This window comes from Pseudomonas sp. FW300-N2F2, from assembly GCF_017351655.1.
GTDB lineage: Bacteria > Pseudomonadota > Gammaproteobacteria > Pseudomonadales > Pseudomonadaceae > Aquipseudomonas > Aquipseudomonas fluorescens_AA.
In genome coordinates this window covers 802,386-820,378 of the sequence record NZ_JACNDQ010000003.1, presented here as the reverse complement: position 1 = coordinate 820,378, position 17,993 = coordinate 802,386, and the positions used below count along the sequence as shown (strand labels likewise).

Annotated in this window: 13 protein-coding genes and 1 other RNA gene; 8 read left to right on the top strand and 6 right to left on the bottom strand. The window is 53.6% G+C overall.

What is annotated here, in order from left to right; translation table 11 throughout:
• The first annotated feature begins 56 nt into the window (after window positions 1-56).
• From J4E63_RS24270 to J4E63_RS24255, 4 genes are all read left to right on the top strand, one after another.
• The gene (locus tag J4E63_RS24270) at window positions 57-335 is read left to right on the top strand and encodes a hypothetical protein (protein ID WP_207283591.1); all 279 of its coding nucleotides are present in this window, start codon (window positions 57-59) and stop codon (window positions 333-335) included.
• Window positions 336-429: 94 nt separating this feature from the next.
• Window positions 430-826: a transfer-messenger RNA gene (gene ssrA / locus J4E63_RS24265) on the top strand.
• A 186-nt stretch (window positions 827-1,012) separates the two neighbouring features.
• Window positions 1,013-2,269, top strand: a complete 1,257-nt coding sequence (locus J4E63_RS24260; RefSeq protein WP_207283590.1) for an integrase domain-containing protein — start codon at window positions 1,013-1,015, stop codon at window positions 2,267-2,269.
• Window positions 2,270-2,658: 389 nt separating this feature from the next.
• Complete coding sequence (locus tag J4E63_RS24255; RefSeq protein ID WP_207283589.1) at window positions 2,659-3,945, top strand: hypothetical protein; 1,287 nt, start codon at window positions 2,659-2,661, stop codon at window positions 3,943-3,945.
• A gap of 142 nt (window positions 3,946-4,087) precedes the next feature.
• Here J4E63_RS24255 and J4E63_RS30985 read toward each other — a convergent pair whose 3' ends face one another.
• From J4E63_RS30985 to J4E63_RS24240, 4 genes are read right to left on the bottom strand one after another with little or no spacing between them, the layout of a single operon-like run.
• Entirely contained in the window at window positions 4,088-4,378 is a 291-nt protein-coding gene (locus tag J4E63_RS30985; protein ID WP_259334203.1) for a hypothetical protein, read from the bottom strand.
• Window positions 4,375-5,355, bottom strand: coding sequence for an integrase domain-containing protein (locus tag J4E63_RS24250; protein WP_207283588.1), 981 nt, complete (start codon window positions 5,353-5,355; stop codon window positions 4,375-4,377). The genes J4E63_RS30985 and J4E63_RS24250 overlap by 4 nt, the downstream gene beginning before the upstream one ends.
• Entirely contained in the window at window positions 5,339-5,692 is a 354-nt protein-coding gene (locus tag J4E63_RS24245; protein WP_207283587.1) for a hypothetical protein, read from the bottom strand. Before J4E63_RS24245 ends, J4E63_RS24250 begins: the two co-directional genes overlap by 17 nt.
• Window positions 5,679-7,085, bottom strand: a complete 1,407-nt coding sequence (locus tag J4E63_RS24240) for a YfjI family protein (protein ID WP_207283586.1) — start codon at window positions 7,083-7,085, stop codon at window positions 5,679-5,681. The genes J4E63_RS24245 and J4E63_RS24240 overlap by 14 nt, the downstream gene beginning before the upstream one ends.
• A gap of 1,557 nt (window positions 7,086-8,642) precedes the next feature.
• On the opposite strand from J4E63_RS24240, the gene J4E63_RS24230 reads away from it, so the two are divergent.
• Complete coding sequence (locus J4E63_RS24230) at window positions 8,643-9,140, top strand: hypothetical protein (RefSeq protein ID WP_207283585.1); 498 nt, start codon at window positions 8,643-8,645, stop codon at window positions 9,138-9,140.
• Window positions 9,141-9,272: 132 nt separating this feature from the next.
• Here the strand turns inward: J4E63_RS24230 and J4E63_RS24225 are convergent, their stop codons facing one another.
• Window positions 9,273-13,835: an AAA family ATPase gene (locus J4E63_RS24225; RefSeq protein WP_207283584.1), complete on the bottom strand. Its 4,563-nt coding sequence runs from the start codon at window positions 13,833-13,835 to the stop codon at window positions 9,273-9,275.
• 254 nt (window positions 13,836-14,089) lie between these two features.
• On the opposite strand from J4E63_RS24225, the gene J4E63_RS24220 reads away from it, so the two are divergent.
• Complete coding sequence (locus J4E63_RS24220; RefSeq protein WP_207283583.1) at window positions 14,090-14,710, top strand: hypothetical protein; 621 nt, start codon at window positions 14,090-14,092, stop codon at window positions 14,708-14,710.
• 195 nt (window positions 14,711-14,905) lie between these two features.
• Complete coding sequence (locus J4E63_RS24215) at window positions 14,906-15,928, top strand: beta family protein (RefSeq protein WP_207283582.1); 1,023 nt, start codon at window positions 14,906-14,908, stop codon at window positions 15,926-15,928.
• On the opposite strand, the gene J4E63_RS24210 is transcribed toward J4E63_RS24215, so the two are convergent.
• A complete protein-coding gene (locus tag J4E63_RS24210) occupies window positions 15,912-16,499 on the bottom strand; it encodes a sce7726 family protein (RefSeq protein WP_207283581.1) in 588 nt (195 codons plus the stop codon). The genes J4E63_RS24215 and J4E63_RS24210 overlap by 17 nt on opposite strands.
• Window positions 16,500-16,960: 461 nt before the next feature.
• Between J4E63_RS24210 and J4E63_RS24205 the strand changes: the two genes are divergently transcribed.
• Window positions 16,961-17,992, top strand: coding sequence for an ImmA/IrrE family metallo-endopeptidase (locus J4E63_RS24205; RefSeq protein ID WP_207283580.1), 1,032 nt, complete (start codon window positions 16,961-16,963; stop codon window positions 17,990-17,992).
• Window position 17,993 lies beyond the last annotated feature (1 nt).

The window sequence follows — 17,993 nt, the reverse complement described above, 5'->3', positions numbered from 1 at the left end:
TTGGTAGCCGTCCTGATGGCCAGCGATGCCTGGGCCCTCAGTTCAAGGAGAGACATATGAAACGCTCTGTACTGCTAGGTCTGTTCGTTACTGCCTCCATGCTGGCGTCGTCTTCGTTTGCCGCCGATCTCTGTGATACAAACCTGAAAACCATCGAGAACGCGAAGACCCAGTATCAGGGCTCGGATATCGAGGCCCGCGTCGAGGCAAGCGTTCAGCAAGCCAAGGCCCATCAAGACCTGAATACCAAGGAAGGCACCGAGAAATGCATCTCCGAGACCACCCAGACCATCCAGGAGATCCAGAAGGTCAGCAAAGACGGTAAAAGCTCCTGACCGCCACCGGCCAACCTTCGGGTTGGCCTCAGACGCGGATTGGCGTACACTGCACATGCCTGCCGCTCCTACAGATTCATGGAGCGACAGGTTCGGGGCCGTTTAGGATTCGACGCCGGTTGCGAAACTTTAGGTGCATGCCGAGTTGGTAACAGAACTCGTAAATCCACTGTTGCAACTTCTATAGTTGCCAATGACGAAAACTACGGCCAGGAATTCGCTATCGCTGCGTAAGCAGCCTTAGATCCTGAGCTTCTGGTACCTTCGGGTCCAGCAATCATTAGGGGATGTCCGTAAACCCAAAGTGATTGTCATATAGAACGGAATCGCCGTGCAGTACGTTGTGGACGAAGCGGCTAAAACTTACACAACTCGCCCAAAGCACCCTGCCCGTCGGGTCGCTGAGGGTTAACTTAATAGACACGGCTACGCATGTAGTACCGACAGCAGAGTACTGGCGGACGGGGGTTCAAATCCCCCCGGCTCCACCATTTCATCATCTAAAGACGTCCACGGACGTCTTTTTTTGTGCCTGAAATCCAGTAAACACAAGGGTTTCAGCGCTTTTTAGGGCTTTGGAGGATTTCTGAGTTCCAGTCGTTTTGGTATCCCAGGTGGTATCCCGGGCTACCAAATGCTATTTTCAGGATACCAAAACGGTGCTGGAGGTAGCTCCCATGCCTACTAACGCAACCCGCCTCTCCGATCGCCAGCTCAAGGCAGTCAAGGCAACTGGTAAAGACTTCGTCCTCAGCGACGGCGATGGCTTACAGCTTCGAGTACGCGCGAGCGGCTCAATGATGTGGAATTTCAATTACCGCGAGCCGTTGACCAGAAGCCGTATCAACATGGCGCTTGGTCCATACCCCGACCTCTCGCTAGCCAACGCCCGGAAGAAAGCCGCAGAGGCGCGTGAGTTGCTCGCTTTGGGCACTGATCCCAAAACCCAGCGTGATGAGGTAAGGCAAGCCAAACTTGCTGAGACTGAACACACTTTCGAGAAGGTGGCCACTGCCTGGTTCGAGCTGAAGAAAGACTCCGTAACCAAAGCCTACGCCGAAGACATTTGGAGATCGCTGACGCTTCATGTTTTCCCAAGCATGAAAACAACGCCGCTCTCTCAAATCACTGCTCCGATGGTTATCAAGATCCTTCGCCCAATCGAGGCCAAAGGGAGCCTCGAAACCGTGAAACGATTGAGCCAACGACTCAACGAGATCATGACCTACGGGGTCAACTCCGGGCTGATATTTGCGAACCCTCTCAATGGCATTCGGGCGGTGTTCAAGAAACCCAAGAAAGAGAACATGGCTGCGCTACCACCTGAGGAGCTTCCCGAGCTCATGATGGAAATCGCGAACGCCAGCATCAAGCGCACGACCCGCTGCCTGATCGAATGGCAGTTGCACACGATGACCCGCCCTGCCGAAGCAGCCACCACACGATGGGCAGATATCGACTTCGACAAACGCATTTGGACCATTCCGCCAGAGCGCATGAAAAAGCGTCGGCCGCACACAATCCCTCTTACCGATCAGGCACTTTCGTTACTGGAGACGCTCAAGCAACTCAGCGGTAACAGAGAGTACGTGTTCCCCTCAGATAGAAACCCCCGCACCCATGCCAATAGCCAGACCGCCAACATGGCGTTGAAGCGCATGGGCTTTCAGGACCGTCTAGTCAGCCACGGCTTGCGCTCGATGGCGAGCACCATCCTGAATGAGCATGGCTGGGATCCGGAGCTGATCGAGGTCGCACTGGCGCATGTCGACAAGGACGAAGTTCGTAGCGCCTACAACCGGACGGATTACATCGAACGCCGGCGTCCGATGATGGCCTGGTGGAGTGAACATATCCAGAAGGCGGCCACCGGCAGCCTGTCGGCATCGGCCATCAATCAAACCAGGGACCATAATATGGTGCCGATACGCTGAGCATCACCGGCGACAATCCATGCGATCCCTGTCGTGGAGCATGGCAACAGAAATGACGATTGTCGCTAATTCTCCGACGTGCCTGCGCCTCCTCGGCCAAACCTCTGAGCATGGGAAGGCTCCGCATTCCCATGCTCAGGGGCTCACGCTTAAAAGTTCTGTCAGACAACCACGAGTTACGCAGACGGGACGCCCGGACGCTTACGGCGTGTTTCAGCCACAGATCCGTTGAGAGGGCGTTAAAGCCAGGCGTAACGGGTACGGCCATCTGGCATAACCGGCGATTGGTAGTGAGTTTTGACAAGGGGTATCGTTCCATTAGAATTGCGCACTTCGCAAAGCCAGAACGACCAAATGGCATTCGATCCCCAAGGAAGGAATTTTCTCTAATGACCGGTGAAGCGGATCAGCAAAGCACCGCGCAAAACCCACTACCCGAAACGCCAACGGAGATATCGAGACCTACCAGCTACCGGCAAGCGCTGTCTGGACTGCTTGCCGACATCAAATGGTGGCTTCCCTTGGCAGCGACATTAATTTCCACTTCACTTCTAACCAAGTATTTGTGGGTTATCCATCACCCAGAATTGATTCTGAGCTCTTTGGGAAACCCATCGAACCTCGTAGCTTGGTTGTTTTTTACTTTACTCGTTCTAGCTTCGCTTCTGGTTATCGTATCAGTGCCGTCGTTAGCCTTCATGATGTGTATTACACAATGTTCGCCTGGAAGGGAGTTAGAAAAGACGCTCGCCTTTCGATTTAGCCTTATTGTCGGTGGAGGATACGGACTACTCTCGCTTAATCTACTGGGTTCAACCTTTGGTACAGCCGTTGCTCCTGGCTACTTTTTCGTATTTGTCGCATTTGCTGCTGCTTGGGCAGCGTGGCATGTCCTCTGCAGCGAAGCATCACTCAAGGAAAAAGTACTGGAGCTCTCGCCTGGGCCTCGTAAACCTTGGCATAGAAAAGGCTATCGCACCGTTCGGCTTGGCTGGCTAGGTCTATTGCTCGCTTTTACTTCAATGAGCGGAGTGTTTCCGGCTCAACTAGGTATTATGGCTTGGCGCGGCGGAGAGGACGGCTGGGAAGCACTTGGGGCGATCGGCGTCTGCTTGTTGATCATGTGTCTTTACCTAGCGCCTGTTTTGTCTTTCTATTTATCGGAAGGCAACGTGCTGCAGCGCACCGGTCGAGCCGCTCTTGCTCTGCTGGTATGCATTTTTGCCAATGCTGTTTTACTTCCTGCAATTTTGGATTTATGGGTCTATTCCGCAGGCAATCTGATCAAGATCAGGGACAATACCGAGCGGAGCTATGTCCTGGACGAAAAGGATTACCCAAAGGAGGTTTTTGATAAAAATCTCTGGCAGCTGGAGGTCTACGGAGGGCCCAATGGTTTGTACAGCGTGAGGGCGTTCCGTCAGTTTCGCTTTGGAGACATATTGTTGATCTGCCCTGGCCGGCACAGAAATGTCGGTTTGAAGAAGATAGGTAGCTACGCGCATCTATGTATTACATTGTCTGACGCCAAGGTGAAAGTGGCGGCGCCTGTTGCAAGCAAGAACATCGCAGTGCTTCCCAAGCTGGACTGTATTTTGGCGGCTCAAACGCCTACGCCCGCTCCGCTGTTGATTAAAAACACGGGGACATGCCTGTACCGAAGTCTCTATAAATGAACGTACTCCGTCATGCGAATCAGGCGCAAGCCTGTACTCTGACGTTTGCTTTACTCAGGTATCTTTTGTCTGATCTCACGCTGTTCTATCGCGACTGATGAAGGTACTGCTTCGGCTAGCTCTGGAGCAGCAAACGACTAGATCAGACGCAAGATGGACACACTGTCCTCTTACCGAGTTGCGCCTTTCTGCAGCTGATTAACCTCGCTGTTAATCCGTAGTAGTAGACAGTCCCTGGTGCTGAACAACGCAGATGATGCTCCAGAAACCATCTCATGTGCTTTTCCCTCCAGGACCAGGGAGTCGCGCAACCCCAGCGCTCACGAATCGCCTCGTGCATCCTCTCTGCCTGCCTTATGTGACGCTGCCGCGTGGCATGTGCACCTTTGAGCACAGGACTCAGAAATAACGTCATATCGAATTCGGCCTTCATCGCCGACCTCCGATGTAGGCGCTAACCACGTCGATGCGGTTATGTCCCAATTCGTGGCTGATCTGCTGTCGTGCACGCTGATCAAGCTCTCGATCTTCTCGATGAACACGATCGCCATTGACGGGTGCGGGGAAGCCGGTCAGTTGCTCATAGCGCTCACAGGCGTAAGCCGCCCGCAGCTCATGAAAGCCTTTCAATCCATGCTCGTGCAAGATGTCCCGTGCCGGTCGCACAACTGACTGCATAAACTCTTTGTAGCTCTCATTGGGGGCCAACAGGTTCCGACTGCGACTGGGTGAAGCCTCCCAGGCCCTATCCAAGGCGCCACGGATTTGATCAGTGACCGCGATCCAACGCGGTGCTGATGCGCCTGATCGGCCGCCTTTGGTGCCGTCCTGGATGTTGACCTTGCCCAGTTGCCCGGCCTCATGCTGCAGTCGGGGCAGGTCCGCCAAGATCGCCTCACGCAAACGCATGCCGGTCTCCCGGGCGAGGAGCACAATGGCACTCACCCTAGATTGCTCACGCTCCGACAGCGCTTGCGCAATCAGCTTGACCTGCGCACGGTCTTGGCCTTGCGGGACCTCACTACGCACGCTGGAGCGCTGCAAGCCCAGCGCCTTGCTCGGACTGGGGATTTTGACGTACTGATCACCGCGCAGCGCGGCCATCGTTCGGTTCACGCTGGATAGTCGGTTCTGCGCGGTGGCAACGCCGACGTTGCCCTGATCAACCTGCTCCCGCACGTGGACGGCGTACCGCATGAGTATCTCGCGGTCTATCTGGCGCGCGTCATTGACCCTCGGTCCTTCATCGGATCGACACCAATGCACGAACGCCTGCCAGCGATCACTATGGGCTTTGACGGTAGCAAAATGGCCGTCGCCAAACAGGTCTTTCAGTGCTTGCGGTCCAGCATAGCTAAGCTGGCGACCGAAGCCGAAATTGCGCCCCGCTCGCTTACCGACCCGAGCCATTTTCCTGCTCCTGATCGACTGCCGCGAGATCATGCAAAAGGGCTCTCCAGTGCACACTCACGATAGCGAACTGGGCCCAATCAGTCGGGCGAAAACACAGCGCGTTGTCGGTGACGTAAAGATGCGCGCCTTCCTCTTTCAACCATTGAAGGATGGCTGTCGTCGAGGTGATAGTTTTACGGAGGGTGGCGACATCGGCGACACCGGCGACAACCCTTGCCTTGTCTGGTTTTGAGCGTGGCGACAAAGTGGCGACACTCGCGGCGACAAACCGCACTTTCGGTTCTTTTTGGCGCTGAGCCAGATGGTTGCGCAGCGCTTCATCAAGATTGAACATGGCGCACCTCGAAGGTGTGACCGTCGGTGATCAGCCACTGATGTTCAAGCAACTCGACCAGCAGCTTGGCGGCATGACGACTGCTCTTACGGGCAAAACGGGGACCGTTGCGGTTCAGGTCTCGAATACTGAAGCACTTCCAATCCTTGGCCTGCAGCCAGCGCAGCAGACGGTCCGCCTCCTCCTTTACCCGGCATACCGGTTCCTGTTCGGTCAGACGCTGGATCTCGGTGAGGTAGTAGCCGACTAAAGCGGAGGCCCGCTGGATATGGTCGGCCCCCACCGTGCTGCCCTCCTCCACAACTGCTAGGATGGCAGCGATTCGGAGCAGGTTATCGGCGGCCTTCGATCCGCTAGGCCGTACGCTGGCCAGTTCCCCAAACTCACCCAATTGGGCTTCGATAGCATCATGCAGATCAATCCAGCGACGACGGGCCAACGGACTGAGACTCAGCGTTGATAGTTGCAGAGCACCGTCAGAGGAAAGTGACCACGGTTGATGAAATAGGCCCGAAAGGCGGCGGTGATAGCGTTTTAGTGCGGCGTCTTTGGACAAGTCGACGGCCTGATAACTGCGCTGTCCGGCCAGACTGGTAGGCCAGGTCATCAGGCAGCGACCGAGGACGCCTTGCCCCTGCAGCAACGGGTCACTGAGTAACTGCATGGCCAGGTATGGTTGCAGCATCAAGTGCAGGCTCACGCGCCGGTCATAGGCTCGCAGGCTTTCGCCTGCCATCGAGCGAGCACGATCAATAGGGCTACCGTCCCAGAGTGACGACAAGGCGGTAACCGCTTTCAAACGGTTATCCCGACTCATGGTGCTGCTGCCGAGAAATTGTCCGCCCTCATCACAGAACAACCCCATGCTGGGCAAGTCATGACAGAGCCCCTTGATCAGGGCTTCAATGGTTGGATCTGTGGTGATAAGTCTGGGTGCAGAGGGCTCCGCTTCAAGCGCCATGCTTACTGTGGAGTCGGGTTCGACAGGGTTGATACGCAGTGCCTGTCGCTGTGCGACACGGTACCGGGCGAGCTGTTCGCGGTAGCGCTGCCACTGCTCACGCTCCCATTGCCGCGCAGGCAGCAATGCAAATCGATCTGCCGCCGTCTTGCGATCTCCTGACGCGGCCACAGTGATCAAGTACAGCGACAGGGGATAATTTCTCCCGTCGAGCTGTAAGCCCGCATGACCTTGGGTCGCCAGCGCCGAGGCGGCCAACACCGATTGCGCGGCCAGTGCCTGGGGCACGCCGATGACCTCGGCCATGCGCTCAACCGCGGGCCCAAGAATTCCACCCAACGCCTTAACTGGATAAGGCTCGGCCACCGTGCTCGACTCGATTAACGGTCGAGGGGATCGTGGTAGTTCAAGCTTCGGATCTAACTGCTGCATGGGCCCTCTCCTCGTTCATTACTGATTGTCCTCACGTAGTCCCGCCACGGCTGTTGAGTGTTATCAGGGATCAAGGCCCCTGCGGCCTGTGAGGTGTTCACTGACGCGGAACGAACGGCTCCTTACGACCGGGAGCAAGGGCATGACCCCATGAATCTGGCCTCCTTAGACGCATCCGAAAATGCGGGCGGGCGGAGGCTGTGCCGACTGACGAGTTCGGCACCTGGAGATCCTGAGTGGGAGAAGGCAACAACATCGACGCCTGGGGCATGCCTGACTGTCAGTCAGGTGCAGCCTTTCCATGGGCTGCGGCACCGGTGCCTGTGTCGTCGCAGATGGCGACGAATCGGATTTGTCAGACCGATTGTCACGAGGAGAGTTGCGGCAATACCTTGTACGACGTGGCTTGCAGCAGTGGTACGAGCGCCCGTCTCTTTCCAGGAGAAAGAGACGGGCGCGGATTGGCGCAGCTAAGTGTGCCGAGAGATGAAGTTGCTGCAGCGCAGCGAGGAAGGTCCATCGTCCGCCGCTGTGGGCAGATAAGTCGAGTAGGCATCCATCACTTTTGCGGAGTGACCGTGCGAGCCGCCAGACGCTAATCGCACTTCGGGAGAACCACCACGCAAGTGGCGTAGCCTTAAAGGTTTTGGCTACCTGGGCTGGTGCTGTCAACGACAGCGGTCCGTGCGCCAATTTTTATACCCACTCGAAAAGACGGTCAAGCGTCATGGCCAAAGCGTGCAAAAAGTGGCGACTGTCGCCACTTTTGTCGCCACGTTCCAGGCCCCGTGCTGCGCGGGTTGTCGCCGCTGTCGCCGGTGTCGCCACCTCTCTAGCCATAGACCTACGACAAGCTCGGCCCTAACGCTGAAACTGCGTTGCGCTCGATAGAGATCGTGGGCAATTACTCGAAAAAAGAAGACGTGGCGCTAATCACATTTGAAATGGGAGGAAGGAACGAGGTGGCTCCGCGAAAAGAGCGAGTGAACCCTCCGATCGGCGCGATCAAAGATCGCTGGATCGGAGGGTTTGGCGGGAAAAATAAATCTCAAACGTCAAAGACCGCCTCAAGCATCAAAGCCGGTTGATTGGGTGGTGGCGGCTTCACGGCGCATGATCAGCGTCTGCTGCAAGCGCAGCAGAAAACCGGCCTCGAACGCTTCCCGGGGATCACCTGGACGATGATGCTTTCGGTTTGCGCCAGCGCCCACCACAACGGTAATGATGAGCCATCGAGCTAGGTCTCAGCGCGATCGAACGCCGCCCTCAATTATCGGGCGGAATGCATAGCCCCATGGTGTTCGGATAGGCCCATCGTATGACTTTAATCCACCCTTGTAGTCGTTTAGCTGCTATGTTCACACTCCAGTAACGGCTGTGTTCGAGGTCGCGTCATCGCACCATTCGGGAAGCTAGGAGCTGCTGTAGCGATCAACATAATCGTGGAAAGGGACCGTTGTGCCCGGTGGAGGTAAGAGCATCTAATAGCTCTCAAGTCATTCACCGAGACAACATAAAGCCCCCCTATCTAATCACTAGGTACATAGAGTCATTATCGTGCCAGATATCAATGACATAGTAGCCGAAGCAGAAAAAATCAGACGCGCATTGGAGTTATGCGATAAAGAAACAACTCCACTGATTACAAAAGACTTTCCTGCCATGAACTGCAAGCTATCCTCCTTAATACTTACTTACCACATTCTAAAAAAATGGCCGACAATCACAGTTTATGGCGTATCTGGAGTAGCCACTGATCACTACGGAAATGATACTATATCTCACTACTGGCTGGAACACCAAGCAACAGCGATAGATATAACAGCTGACCAGTACAACATCATTGAAGACAAGGATCTCAACACAAGAATAATCAGCAATAGGCCGTTCAACCCAGTATCCAGCGGGCGAATCGGCAGCCTACCCAATTATAGCTTATTCAAAATCACCAATAGAGATATTTATATTAGCGGCCTACCAGAGCTAGCGGAAGACTTCCTTGAAAAACTTCATAACACCTATGAAATACTAACGGATATTTCTCCATCAGTGTAAGAACACCCTAAGATCTTTCGCCCCACTTACTAGGCAGGACCAACGATCGCAGCTTACTATATATTCCGCACGATCAATTATCGACCTTATATATCCTACAGCCATCATAAACATCAGATGCCTACATTGTTTTCAAGGTCGCTCAGCTGCCGCAAGCCAATCACTGATACCTGAAACTCCACGAGACAACAATTCGTCCTGCACCGAAACGACACGCTGAAGCATCGCCCCTCCATCGGTTTCTTCCCACTCTTCCGCTTCTGCAAACAGCCGGGTAAGTAACTGAGTGAAATTTCCACCATGGTCGTACATGTGTGCGCCTTTCTCTCGCACATAGTCAAGGTACAGTTCAAAGACCGTAAGAGCCTCCGCGGGATCTCGCTGCGCAGTAGCGCTTAACCATTCATCTAGACCATAGATATATGCATTGGCGCCATCGCTACTCGCCTCCCGAGAGGCGAAATAGCAACGGATGAGATCAGAAGGTACGCCCGTCACATCGCTACGAAACAGCTGGCTCATTCGCTGCACGACAGCGCTGACATGCGAACCGACGGACAGGCCATATTCAAGACCTGCAATACATTGGGTACGATACCTGCCGAAGTTCTGGGCGTTCGCCCATACGGCTGAAGCTCCATGCCATGCAGAAACTTCATTTATTGCAGACAGCTCAATCATTAGCTCGGAAGTACGACCGTGATGAGGTAAGGCGGCTAAAGCGGATATTCTTCCCCAAGTCTCGAAATCCTTACCAACCCCTTCCAAGCGAAGACGCCGCAACCATTTCGAAACGCGCTCAAAATCATTATGGTAAGCGTAATAGAGACATGGCTCCGCCCCTCCCCACAGCCCAGACGTGCTGCCTTTCATGCAGCGATCGAACAAATCCCAGCCCACGTTGGAGTCCAAACTCTGCAGGTACGCCAAGCGCCGAATAATCACAGCGGCTATAGCTGGATTTCCCTCATCAGCAAAATCGAACAAAAGTCGCAGTAATGCGTCAGGCAGCGGTGTACCATCGTCCAGCAAGTTAGTAGCCAGAATCACCAGCGCCTCGGCAATATGCCCACGAGCCATATTGATCCCAACATCAAGATGGTCGACCCCATCACCACTGATAGGCACCTCCTCACGCATCTTCAAAAACTCCGCCCCCAAACTAACCAGGCGTTGAACCTGGTCGACGTCCTCAATCACATGAGCACATGCGTTCAGAGCGTTCGACGCAGCGCGGTTCTGTCGCCAATATTTTGCATTGTAACCAAGTTCGTGAATAATCTTTCCTGCCAATGTAGGTCCATCTACAGCGGCAAATGGCTCCCAGGAACTCTCTGACCGCAAATTACCGTAAAGATGAGCTAAGCAATTACCAGATCCGCTCATGATTGCGTCGCGAAAAAGTGGTGCAATGTCATCCCAACTTTCCAACATAATTCCCAAAAAACGATCTGGATCGCGAGACGCTGCCTCTCGAAGCATCGAGGCAACTTCATCCTTGCCGCCGATCAAGTGTTCTTCAAACGCACGCGCGTATCCGGCGTAGTGCTTTAGGAGCCGCAGTACCCCATGGTTACTCGTTTCGAGGAATACGCTATATGGGAAAGGAGCTGAAACCATCCCACTCCAAGCCCGAATTGGTGGCGCATCATTGAAGATCCCCTCGCTCTCAATTACTTCTTCAAGTAGCAACTGAGCGTTTATCGGACGCAAATGACATGGAATACATGCAATAAGCCGTGCCTGAACACTTCGCCGCCATGAGATCTCTTGCTCGTCTTGGTCATCACACTCACCAATAGCGAATACCGCCGCGTTTACAGCGTCCTGTTGGCTCGAATCAAAATGAACAAACACAACCTTGGCAAGACAACCTAGCTCGTAGAGAAACTCGGAATCCTCCAAGGACTGATCACAGAACAATCGTACTGAAAGATCGGCATTGAGAGACGGGGCTTCTTTGCACGCGAGTATTCCAAAATAGCGCAACGCCCCCTCATGGCTGAGACAGAGCCGTTCACGATTGCCTCGCCACCATTTAGAATCAAGTGAAGCATGGTTGAGCACAGCCGCTTCAATTGCGCTCATGAGTAGGCTATCTGCTTCTACATGCTGGAAATCATCTTGGGTGCGAATAGCCCTATACGAAGTACTCCGCAAGAATCCCGAGCTATCAGCTGCCCACTCTCCAATTTCCGATATCCTGAATCGACTCCAATCTTCTATAGAATGAATTGCAAGATTCAATAGCTCTACAGAGGATTTCATACGCTCGGCAATGTAATGCTTGCATTGATCACCGAATTCATAATCCTGCCACCTAAGCTTCGCGCCAATATGATGAAGATCACGCACGTCATCCTCAGTAACTCCACCGGTAACAAACGTCCACAGCACCTCATCTGATAAGAGACCAACGGCGATGCAACGCGCGATGGATCGCCCAAGGTGGCTATGCTCATGCACAGGTATACGAAGAAGTGCCTCCACCAACTTCACGGTAAGAATTGCATGTTCAGGCGCTACATCGGACAGCAAGTACCCCAGCCTGCTTGCAACAAGGCCTTGATCCATCCAGTCGGCCTCAAGCAGTTCGGTCCAGAATGGCAAGACCAATAATGGAGTCTGATTGACCCACACTGAAGATCTGTGCAGATGCATCATCAGCGCTTCTTGGTCCCGCTCAGCCCTCAGCACAGGTACTAAATGCGTAGACCAAAACTCGCCCCACTCGACCGCCTTGCCTTGCAAATAGATGACCTGAAACACATCATTACAATCTCTACGGAGATCGCGAAGTAGCGGCCAGTCATCATTATGGGGCGGTCGATCCGCGAATGATTCCGCCACAAGGCGACGCACATGGAATGAGCACTTCCCCATAAGAACAGCGCGCAACTGAGTTCGAAACACCCGACGATCACCGACAGCCAACTGCGCTACGAAACTTCGAATACTCGGCCTGATGAATGGCGCAGGTGACGAGCTCAGGATAAACCCGTTCAGTGTCACTCCCCTTCGAATGGCTGAGCTGATCACTAGCACATCAAGCAAAGTCTGGTGGCCAAACCCCACCCGGCCGTCCAAAGCTTGATGCAGCACGTTGTGACTGAGCAGTACACGCAAGACACTTTGCAACCCACCGAATCGCTGAGCAGGGATAGTGAGGCTGCGAGTACGAAGCATCTCGTCCGCGACTGACTCTATTGCTTCAAGCGCTACATCGCCCAATCTCGCGTCTGCACGAACCAATGTATCCAGGTAACGCTGTGCCAGCGCCTGGCTAGTCACAACACTAAACCCGCCCTCAAACTGCGCAAGCTCGATGAAGATCGCAAGTTCTCGATGATTTTGAATGAGTGCGCGCGTTGATACGTCTATTCCCGCAGTATCAATATCAAGTGACTGAAGCAACGGCAGCACTTCGCAGTCCCAATCCAAAGGTTGGCAAGCCAGCTCACACTCCCACACTCGCGCTGCCAGACGACGGTCGTAGCGACGGTCAAAATCACGGCAGGCCGTCAGTACGGTCACGTTCTCGATAAACAATAGCCTGTCGATTTGCGCCAAGAAATACGTTAGTGCCGCGTGCTCGCGCGAGATTGACAGTACATCGAGCGAATCAACAACAATGACAACGTGAGCTTTGTCAGCAAGGCGAGCAACCTTTTCTACCCAGTCTTCGCATAAACCCTGAGCCTGGCGATCCTGTGCAGTCGCAAGGTCGGCAAACTCTCGGGACTGGATGAACAAAGGCACTAATGAGCTATCACATTTGGCTCGGAGTTCCAGTGCTTCTTGCACAGCTAGAAGGGCGCACGTTTTTCCCGATCCTGGCAACCCAGTGAGCAGGATAGAGCGCTTCCTATTGTGAATAGCAGAAAGTAAATCATCAACGACATGGCTTGGAAACCGCCTTCCACCTGTTTCGCGCCGCCAATTCCGCCCAACAGCAGATACGTCGTTAAGCGAGGCGCGAATTTCAGACTCGTCCATATGCGGCGCAAGCATTGACCCTGATTGTTTAAGCAGCGCAACGAGGTCCCCCCTCGTCAATCGATGCTGAACAGACGCCGCCTTTGAGCCGACCGAGGGCAGCCGCGAGCCCAGTTGATCGAGACGGTGCCAAAGGGTGTCGTAAGCAGTCTGCACATTGGTCGCCAGAAGACGCAGCCGCTCTAGCAAGGCCCCTTCAAGATCACTGAAATCATCTGTGTTGTGGAAGGTAGTACGGCCTAAGAAATCATAGGTAGTAAGCGATACGGTGGTGTTGAAGGTACGGCCCAAAGAGGCATCAGTTGTCGCATGCTCCGCTGTAAGGCTGTCTAGGTAGCTCTTCTCATCGGGCTGCGTTGCGCAATGCTCTCGCAGCTTAGCCATGAGACCGAACGTACCCCGCGAATAGAAACGCACCTCTGCGTTCAAATCCCCCGCTAATAGACGGGACGCCTTTTCAAGCTCACTTGAAAGATCGACAACCGTCCACGGCTTGAAATCAGGCTGATTTTTTTTGCACTGACAGCAAATGATCGATCCATCGGCCTTTCCGATAACCACGTCATCAACTAACCAACGAGTGGAGTCAACCTCCAGCCATTGGTACTCGGCATCAGAGAGAATCGTTATAGCCCATCGCATAGCGATCAGTGTCTGATAGCTATCCCCTCGATTTGAACGAACACCGGCAAGACTCATTGGTTACCTAAGGAGTGCATTGATGAAAGACCCTGCATCAGAGGAGTGACCACAGTCGCCATAAAAAAGGTCTATCACGCGATGCAGCTTCAAGCCAAAACTCCGTACCTTTGCTTTTAAACATCGGTGCGGTCCTCAGCGGAGATCAGTATCAGAAAGCTATCACAGACAGCCCACAACGACCTATCATCGAGCGAAGCCCTGCATCACTCTTGCTGACACAAACCCTCCCCCATTGATGTCAGGAGGATAATTTGACGGGTTTTTATTCAGATAAAACTGCCGAATACGCGCTAGTCCCGAAGTTTGCTGAGCTACTCGCACCATTGGGGACCGTGGTTCCTATCGCCTTCTCTGGGCGACGTGAAAATACCCTTTTAGGTCTTGAGTCTATGACAGGTGAAAGCTTTCGCTTAGTCGCGTTCTTCGCTCGGAGACCGAAAATCGATAAGGTTGGATCTCGTCGAATTCACGGAACGATATACGAGAGATTTTTCTGGGTGTCCCACCAAGCAGCACTGATGGGCGTCCCAACCTTTTGCGGCATTTCGCTGACTAACAATATTTTTGATCAAGCCCGCGCTCAGTCGCTCTGGTTTGACATTACCGAATTGCCGCGTAGAGAGGATCAACACTTCATCTGTGAGGTTAACGAGAACCTACAGCTTGAGCGGTTCTGCGGCCAGATTCAGCCAGCAGAGCGAGCGACAATTCAGGCGCGTGTATTGGAGGGCCTAACGTTCGACTGGAAAGAAGCAACAAACATTATGGCTACGCTGCCTGGGATCGCCGATATGTACCCTCAACCCCGTTTCGGCTTTCATTCGCACAATTGGCGTTTGAGACCAGTGTATTTTGCTATTCGCATTACCTGAAAGCTACAACGCGCGTTTCAGAGCGCTGGGATTTTCCAAGGACTGCGCCCTCAATGACTTGAGTACCAAACGACTAGCTGAATGCCCTCCCCGGTACAGAAGTTACCCATACCAACACGCAGGTAGCGCAAGGAGGAAAAACCACGCACGATTTATGTGATACTGATATAGCATTTGGCCAGCCCAGGGAAGGATATGACTGCTAGACATCCGCAACATCCTCAATACATGCCGATTATTAAGTGGCAACAATTTGAGCAGTATGCTCTTCAAGGACTGGATGATCGATTCGTCGAGGCCACTCTCCCCTGCATCGAGGTCCGTAAAACGACTCAACACCTCGATCTTATGCAGGGCCTGGGCAAGTATTGGAGACACCCTGCACTGATCGACTACGCAGACCCTGAGGGCCGGCTCTCAAGCGCCCGAATGGTAGAGTTTGATGCTTTTCTCCGACACGCAGGTGCTCATAGCTATCCCGTCACGCCCGTAGTCGATTCCAGAGACATGACTGAGCTGTCTGATACGCTTCAGCAGGCGCTGAAGCCATTTCAGGTCATCGCGCTACGAGTCCGTGCTCCAGGGCTCGGAGAGGCAGCAGGCGTTCTCGAGCAAGCAAAGAAATCGCTGAGCCTAGCTAAAACATTAGGGGTTTCGGTCCGGCTGATTGTTGACTTGGGCATCACTCCGAGAGAGTGGACACGTAAGGATACTGATCGGCTCACAGGAGTCCTGCGCGAGCTGCAACACGAAGGACTACTAAGTCTGCACCTTGCCTCGGGAGCCTTTCCTATTTCACTAGCGAAAATTCAGGTCGGGGAGTTTGACCGGAGGGACTGGCAACTCTGGAAGGATATTCAGGATAACGCGGAGGACCTGGTAATCGGCTATTCCGACTATGGGGTGATATCACCGGAATGGACGGAGGAGACGCTAACAAAACGTGGGGGCTGGGTTGCTATACGCTACGCTCGCCCTGACGACTGGCTCGTACTGCGTGCTGATGGCAACAGTAAGAAGCACTCCGAAGAGTTATCGGTTCTGTTTTTGACAGTCTACGAAGATAGCTTCAAGGGAAAACGCTACTCAACAGGAGATCACATGATCGCAGTGAGGGCGGATAAATCCACTCCTGCTCGCCAAAAGAAGGCTGGTACCTATCACGTCACTGAAGGCTGGATTCACCACATTGCGGTGGTGATCATAGAACAGTATTGAACAGGTCTGGCTCAAAGTGCTCAATACCTTCCGCTCTGCGAATCAGGTAGCTCCGAACTTGGGTGCGTAGTTCTTCCACACTAAGCATGTCTGCGAGATGCGCGTGGATTAGGTAGAGGCTCTTGCTCTTCCACCCTCGGACCAACCCCAGCTCACCCAGTAGCCTCAACGCCTCGTCCCGCTTCAACAGACTGGCCAGAACCTGGGGCTCATGTCGCTTATTAGGCTTGGCGGCACGAATCATTTTAAACGCACCTTCCTCTGTGCCGGGAACCACCATGATGCCCCACCACAAGGGAAGAAGTGGGAGGGCCTTTTTTAAGTGACGCTCTGCGGTAACCAACGTAATGCGGTCAAAAACGCGCGCATACCGGGAACCTTGGCCGATCAAGCGCCTCAGCGAATCCGTTTCGCTTTTGATCTCATAGCAGTGCATCTCGTGCACATCCACCAAGTCTGCTCGGACCTCTCCACCATTGAGTTCCAACTCTTCCAAGAAAAGGTTGGCCATGCAGGCCTGGGTTGATCCGAGGTGGGTAGTTAGGGCTCGCTTGATCTCGGTTTCACGCATGGTTGATGCTCTTACGTAGTGTCTATGGCCATCCTGGGCAACGTAAAATTTTATATCAAAGCTGTCCAAGCCAGGGGAATAATATCCGCTTCAGGACTTTATAAAAAAATGCTAGGTTATGCGCTTGGAAAAGCACTAAACCCGTTGACAGATGGCAATTGAATTCCGACGCACCTTCGCAGGCCAATGCCTTAACCACCAGCGTAGACATCGTCAACGGTATAGGAATGGGCAGTCCACACCCCATCTGATCCTACTCAACAGGCGAAGGCGTGAAAGCAGGACGCTTCATTCATCACGCAAATATTGAGCTGAATGAGACTTCTCGGCCCCGCAGAGCGTAGGAGTTCTGATGAGCGGAGAGCACAGGCAAGCATGCACGGCGCCTAGCTGACCTGCTTTTTCCCCATACCGAAACCCGTATACGGAAATGAAGCATACCTGAGCAAAGGAGGGGTGTGATGCAAGATACAACTCCTATGTCAGCTAAGGCAGCTTTTGAAACACTAAAAGCCGCAGGTTATCCCCGAGCCTACGTGGAAAAGCTGCTCCCCGAATGGTGGGACAACAGCCTTTTTAAGTCTGCAGCGGGTGTTATGCAATTCGCGCTCATCCTCAAGCAGCGATTAGGTCTGAATGTGCATATCGATACCGGCGGCGGCCTAGTCATAAATGCGGAGCCCGCCCATTCCCGCTTCAAGCATCGCAGCGATACTCGTGAAGCCGAGTTGAATGTGGCTGCCAGTTTGGGAGTTGCCCTGAGCAAACTGGCCCTGTTCTGCACCAAACAGCCGTATTCCCAGTTACCGACCGATCCTCGGGCCGTTCGCGAAAAAATCTTGGCCATTTCGGGTAGAGATTATGTCGACTTCGCTGGCCTGCTCGATCTGTGCTGGATGTCCGGAATACCGGTACTCTTCTTGAGTAGCCTCCCGAAAACCAGCAAGCGAATAACTGGGATGGCTCTGAGCATCGAGGGGCGGCCAGCTATCGTGCTCGGTCTGCAGCATGGTCAGCACTCCCGCCAGCTCTTTGTTCTGGCCCATGAGCTCGGCCATATCCTCTGCGAGCATGTGAATGGAGATAGCGTGCTTATCGACGAGGATCTCATTGAGGTAACTGATACCTTAGCGGGCTCAAAATTTGGACGTAAGGACGCAGAAGAGAAACAAGCGGATACGTTTGCACTATTGCTGATCCGTAATTGCCACAGCGACACGACTGTGGCGATTCGTGCCGACTCCGCGGTGGCGCTGGCTTCAACTGCTGCTTTACGTGGTCGTGAACTCGGCATTGATCCTGGCCACCTCATCCTCTCCTATGCAAAGACTCATGATGACTGGATGCGGGCAAATATGGCACTCGGCTACAGCCGCTCACAAACCAATGCGCTGGAAGTGATTGAGGAAAGGTTTTTAGCCAATACAGATCTTCAGCGTCTCAGCGACGAGAATCGTGAGTACGCCTTGATCATTCAAGGCTTTCACGAGTAAA

Excerpts from the sequence above, each read along its gene's own strand:
- J4E63_RS24215 (WP_207283582.1), top strand. The coding sequence starts at position 14,906 with ATGACTGCTAGACATCCGCAACATCCTCAATACATGCCGATTATTAAG.
- J4E63_RS24245 (WP_207283587.1), bottom strand. The coding sequence starts at position 5,692 with ATGTTCAATCTTGATGAAGCGCTGCGCAACCATCTGGCTCAGCGCCAA.
- J4E63_RS24205 (WP_207283580.1), top strand. The coding sequence starts at position 16,961 with ATGCAAGATACAACTCCTATGTCAGCTAAGGCAGCTTTTGAAACACTA.
- J4E63_RS24250 (WP_207283588.1), bottom strand. The coding sequence starts at position 5,355 with ATGGCTCGGGTCGGTAAGCGAGCGGGGCGCAATTTCGGCTTCGGTCGC.
- J4E63_RS30985 (WP_259334203.1), bottom strand. The coding sequence starts at position 4,378 with ATGAAGGCCGAATTCGATATGACGTTATTTCTGAGTCCTGTGCTCAAA.
- J4E63_RS24255 (WP_207283589.1), top strand. The coding sequence starts at position 2,659 with ATGACCGGTGAAGCGGATCAGCAAAGCACCGCGCAAAACCCACTACCC.
- J4E63_RS24270 (WP_207283591.1), top strand. The coding sequence starts at position 57 with ATGAAACGCTCTGTACTGCTAGGTCTGTTCGTTACTGCCTCCATGCTG.
- J4E63_RS24225 (WP_207283584.1), bottom strand. The coding sequence starts at position 13,835 with ATGAGTCTTGCCGGTGTTCGTTCAAATCGAGGGGATAGCTATCAGACA.
- J4E63_RS24260 (WP_207283590.1), top strand. The coding sequence starts at position 1,013 with ATGCCTACTAACGCAACCCGCCTCTCCGATCGCCAGCTCAAGGCAGTC.
- J4E63_RS24210 (WP_207283581.1), bottom strand. The coding sequence starts at position 16,499 with ATGCGTGAAACCGAGATCAAGCGAGCCCTAACTACCCACCTCGGATCA.
- J4E63_RS24240 (WP_207283586.1), bottom strand. The coding sequence starts at position 7,085 with ATGCAGCAGTTAGATCCGAAGCTTGAACTACCACGATCCCCTCGACCG.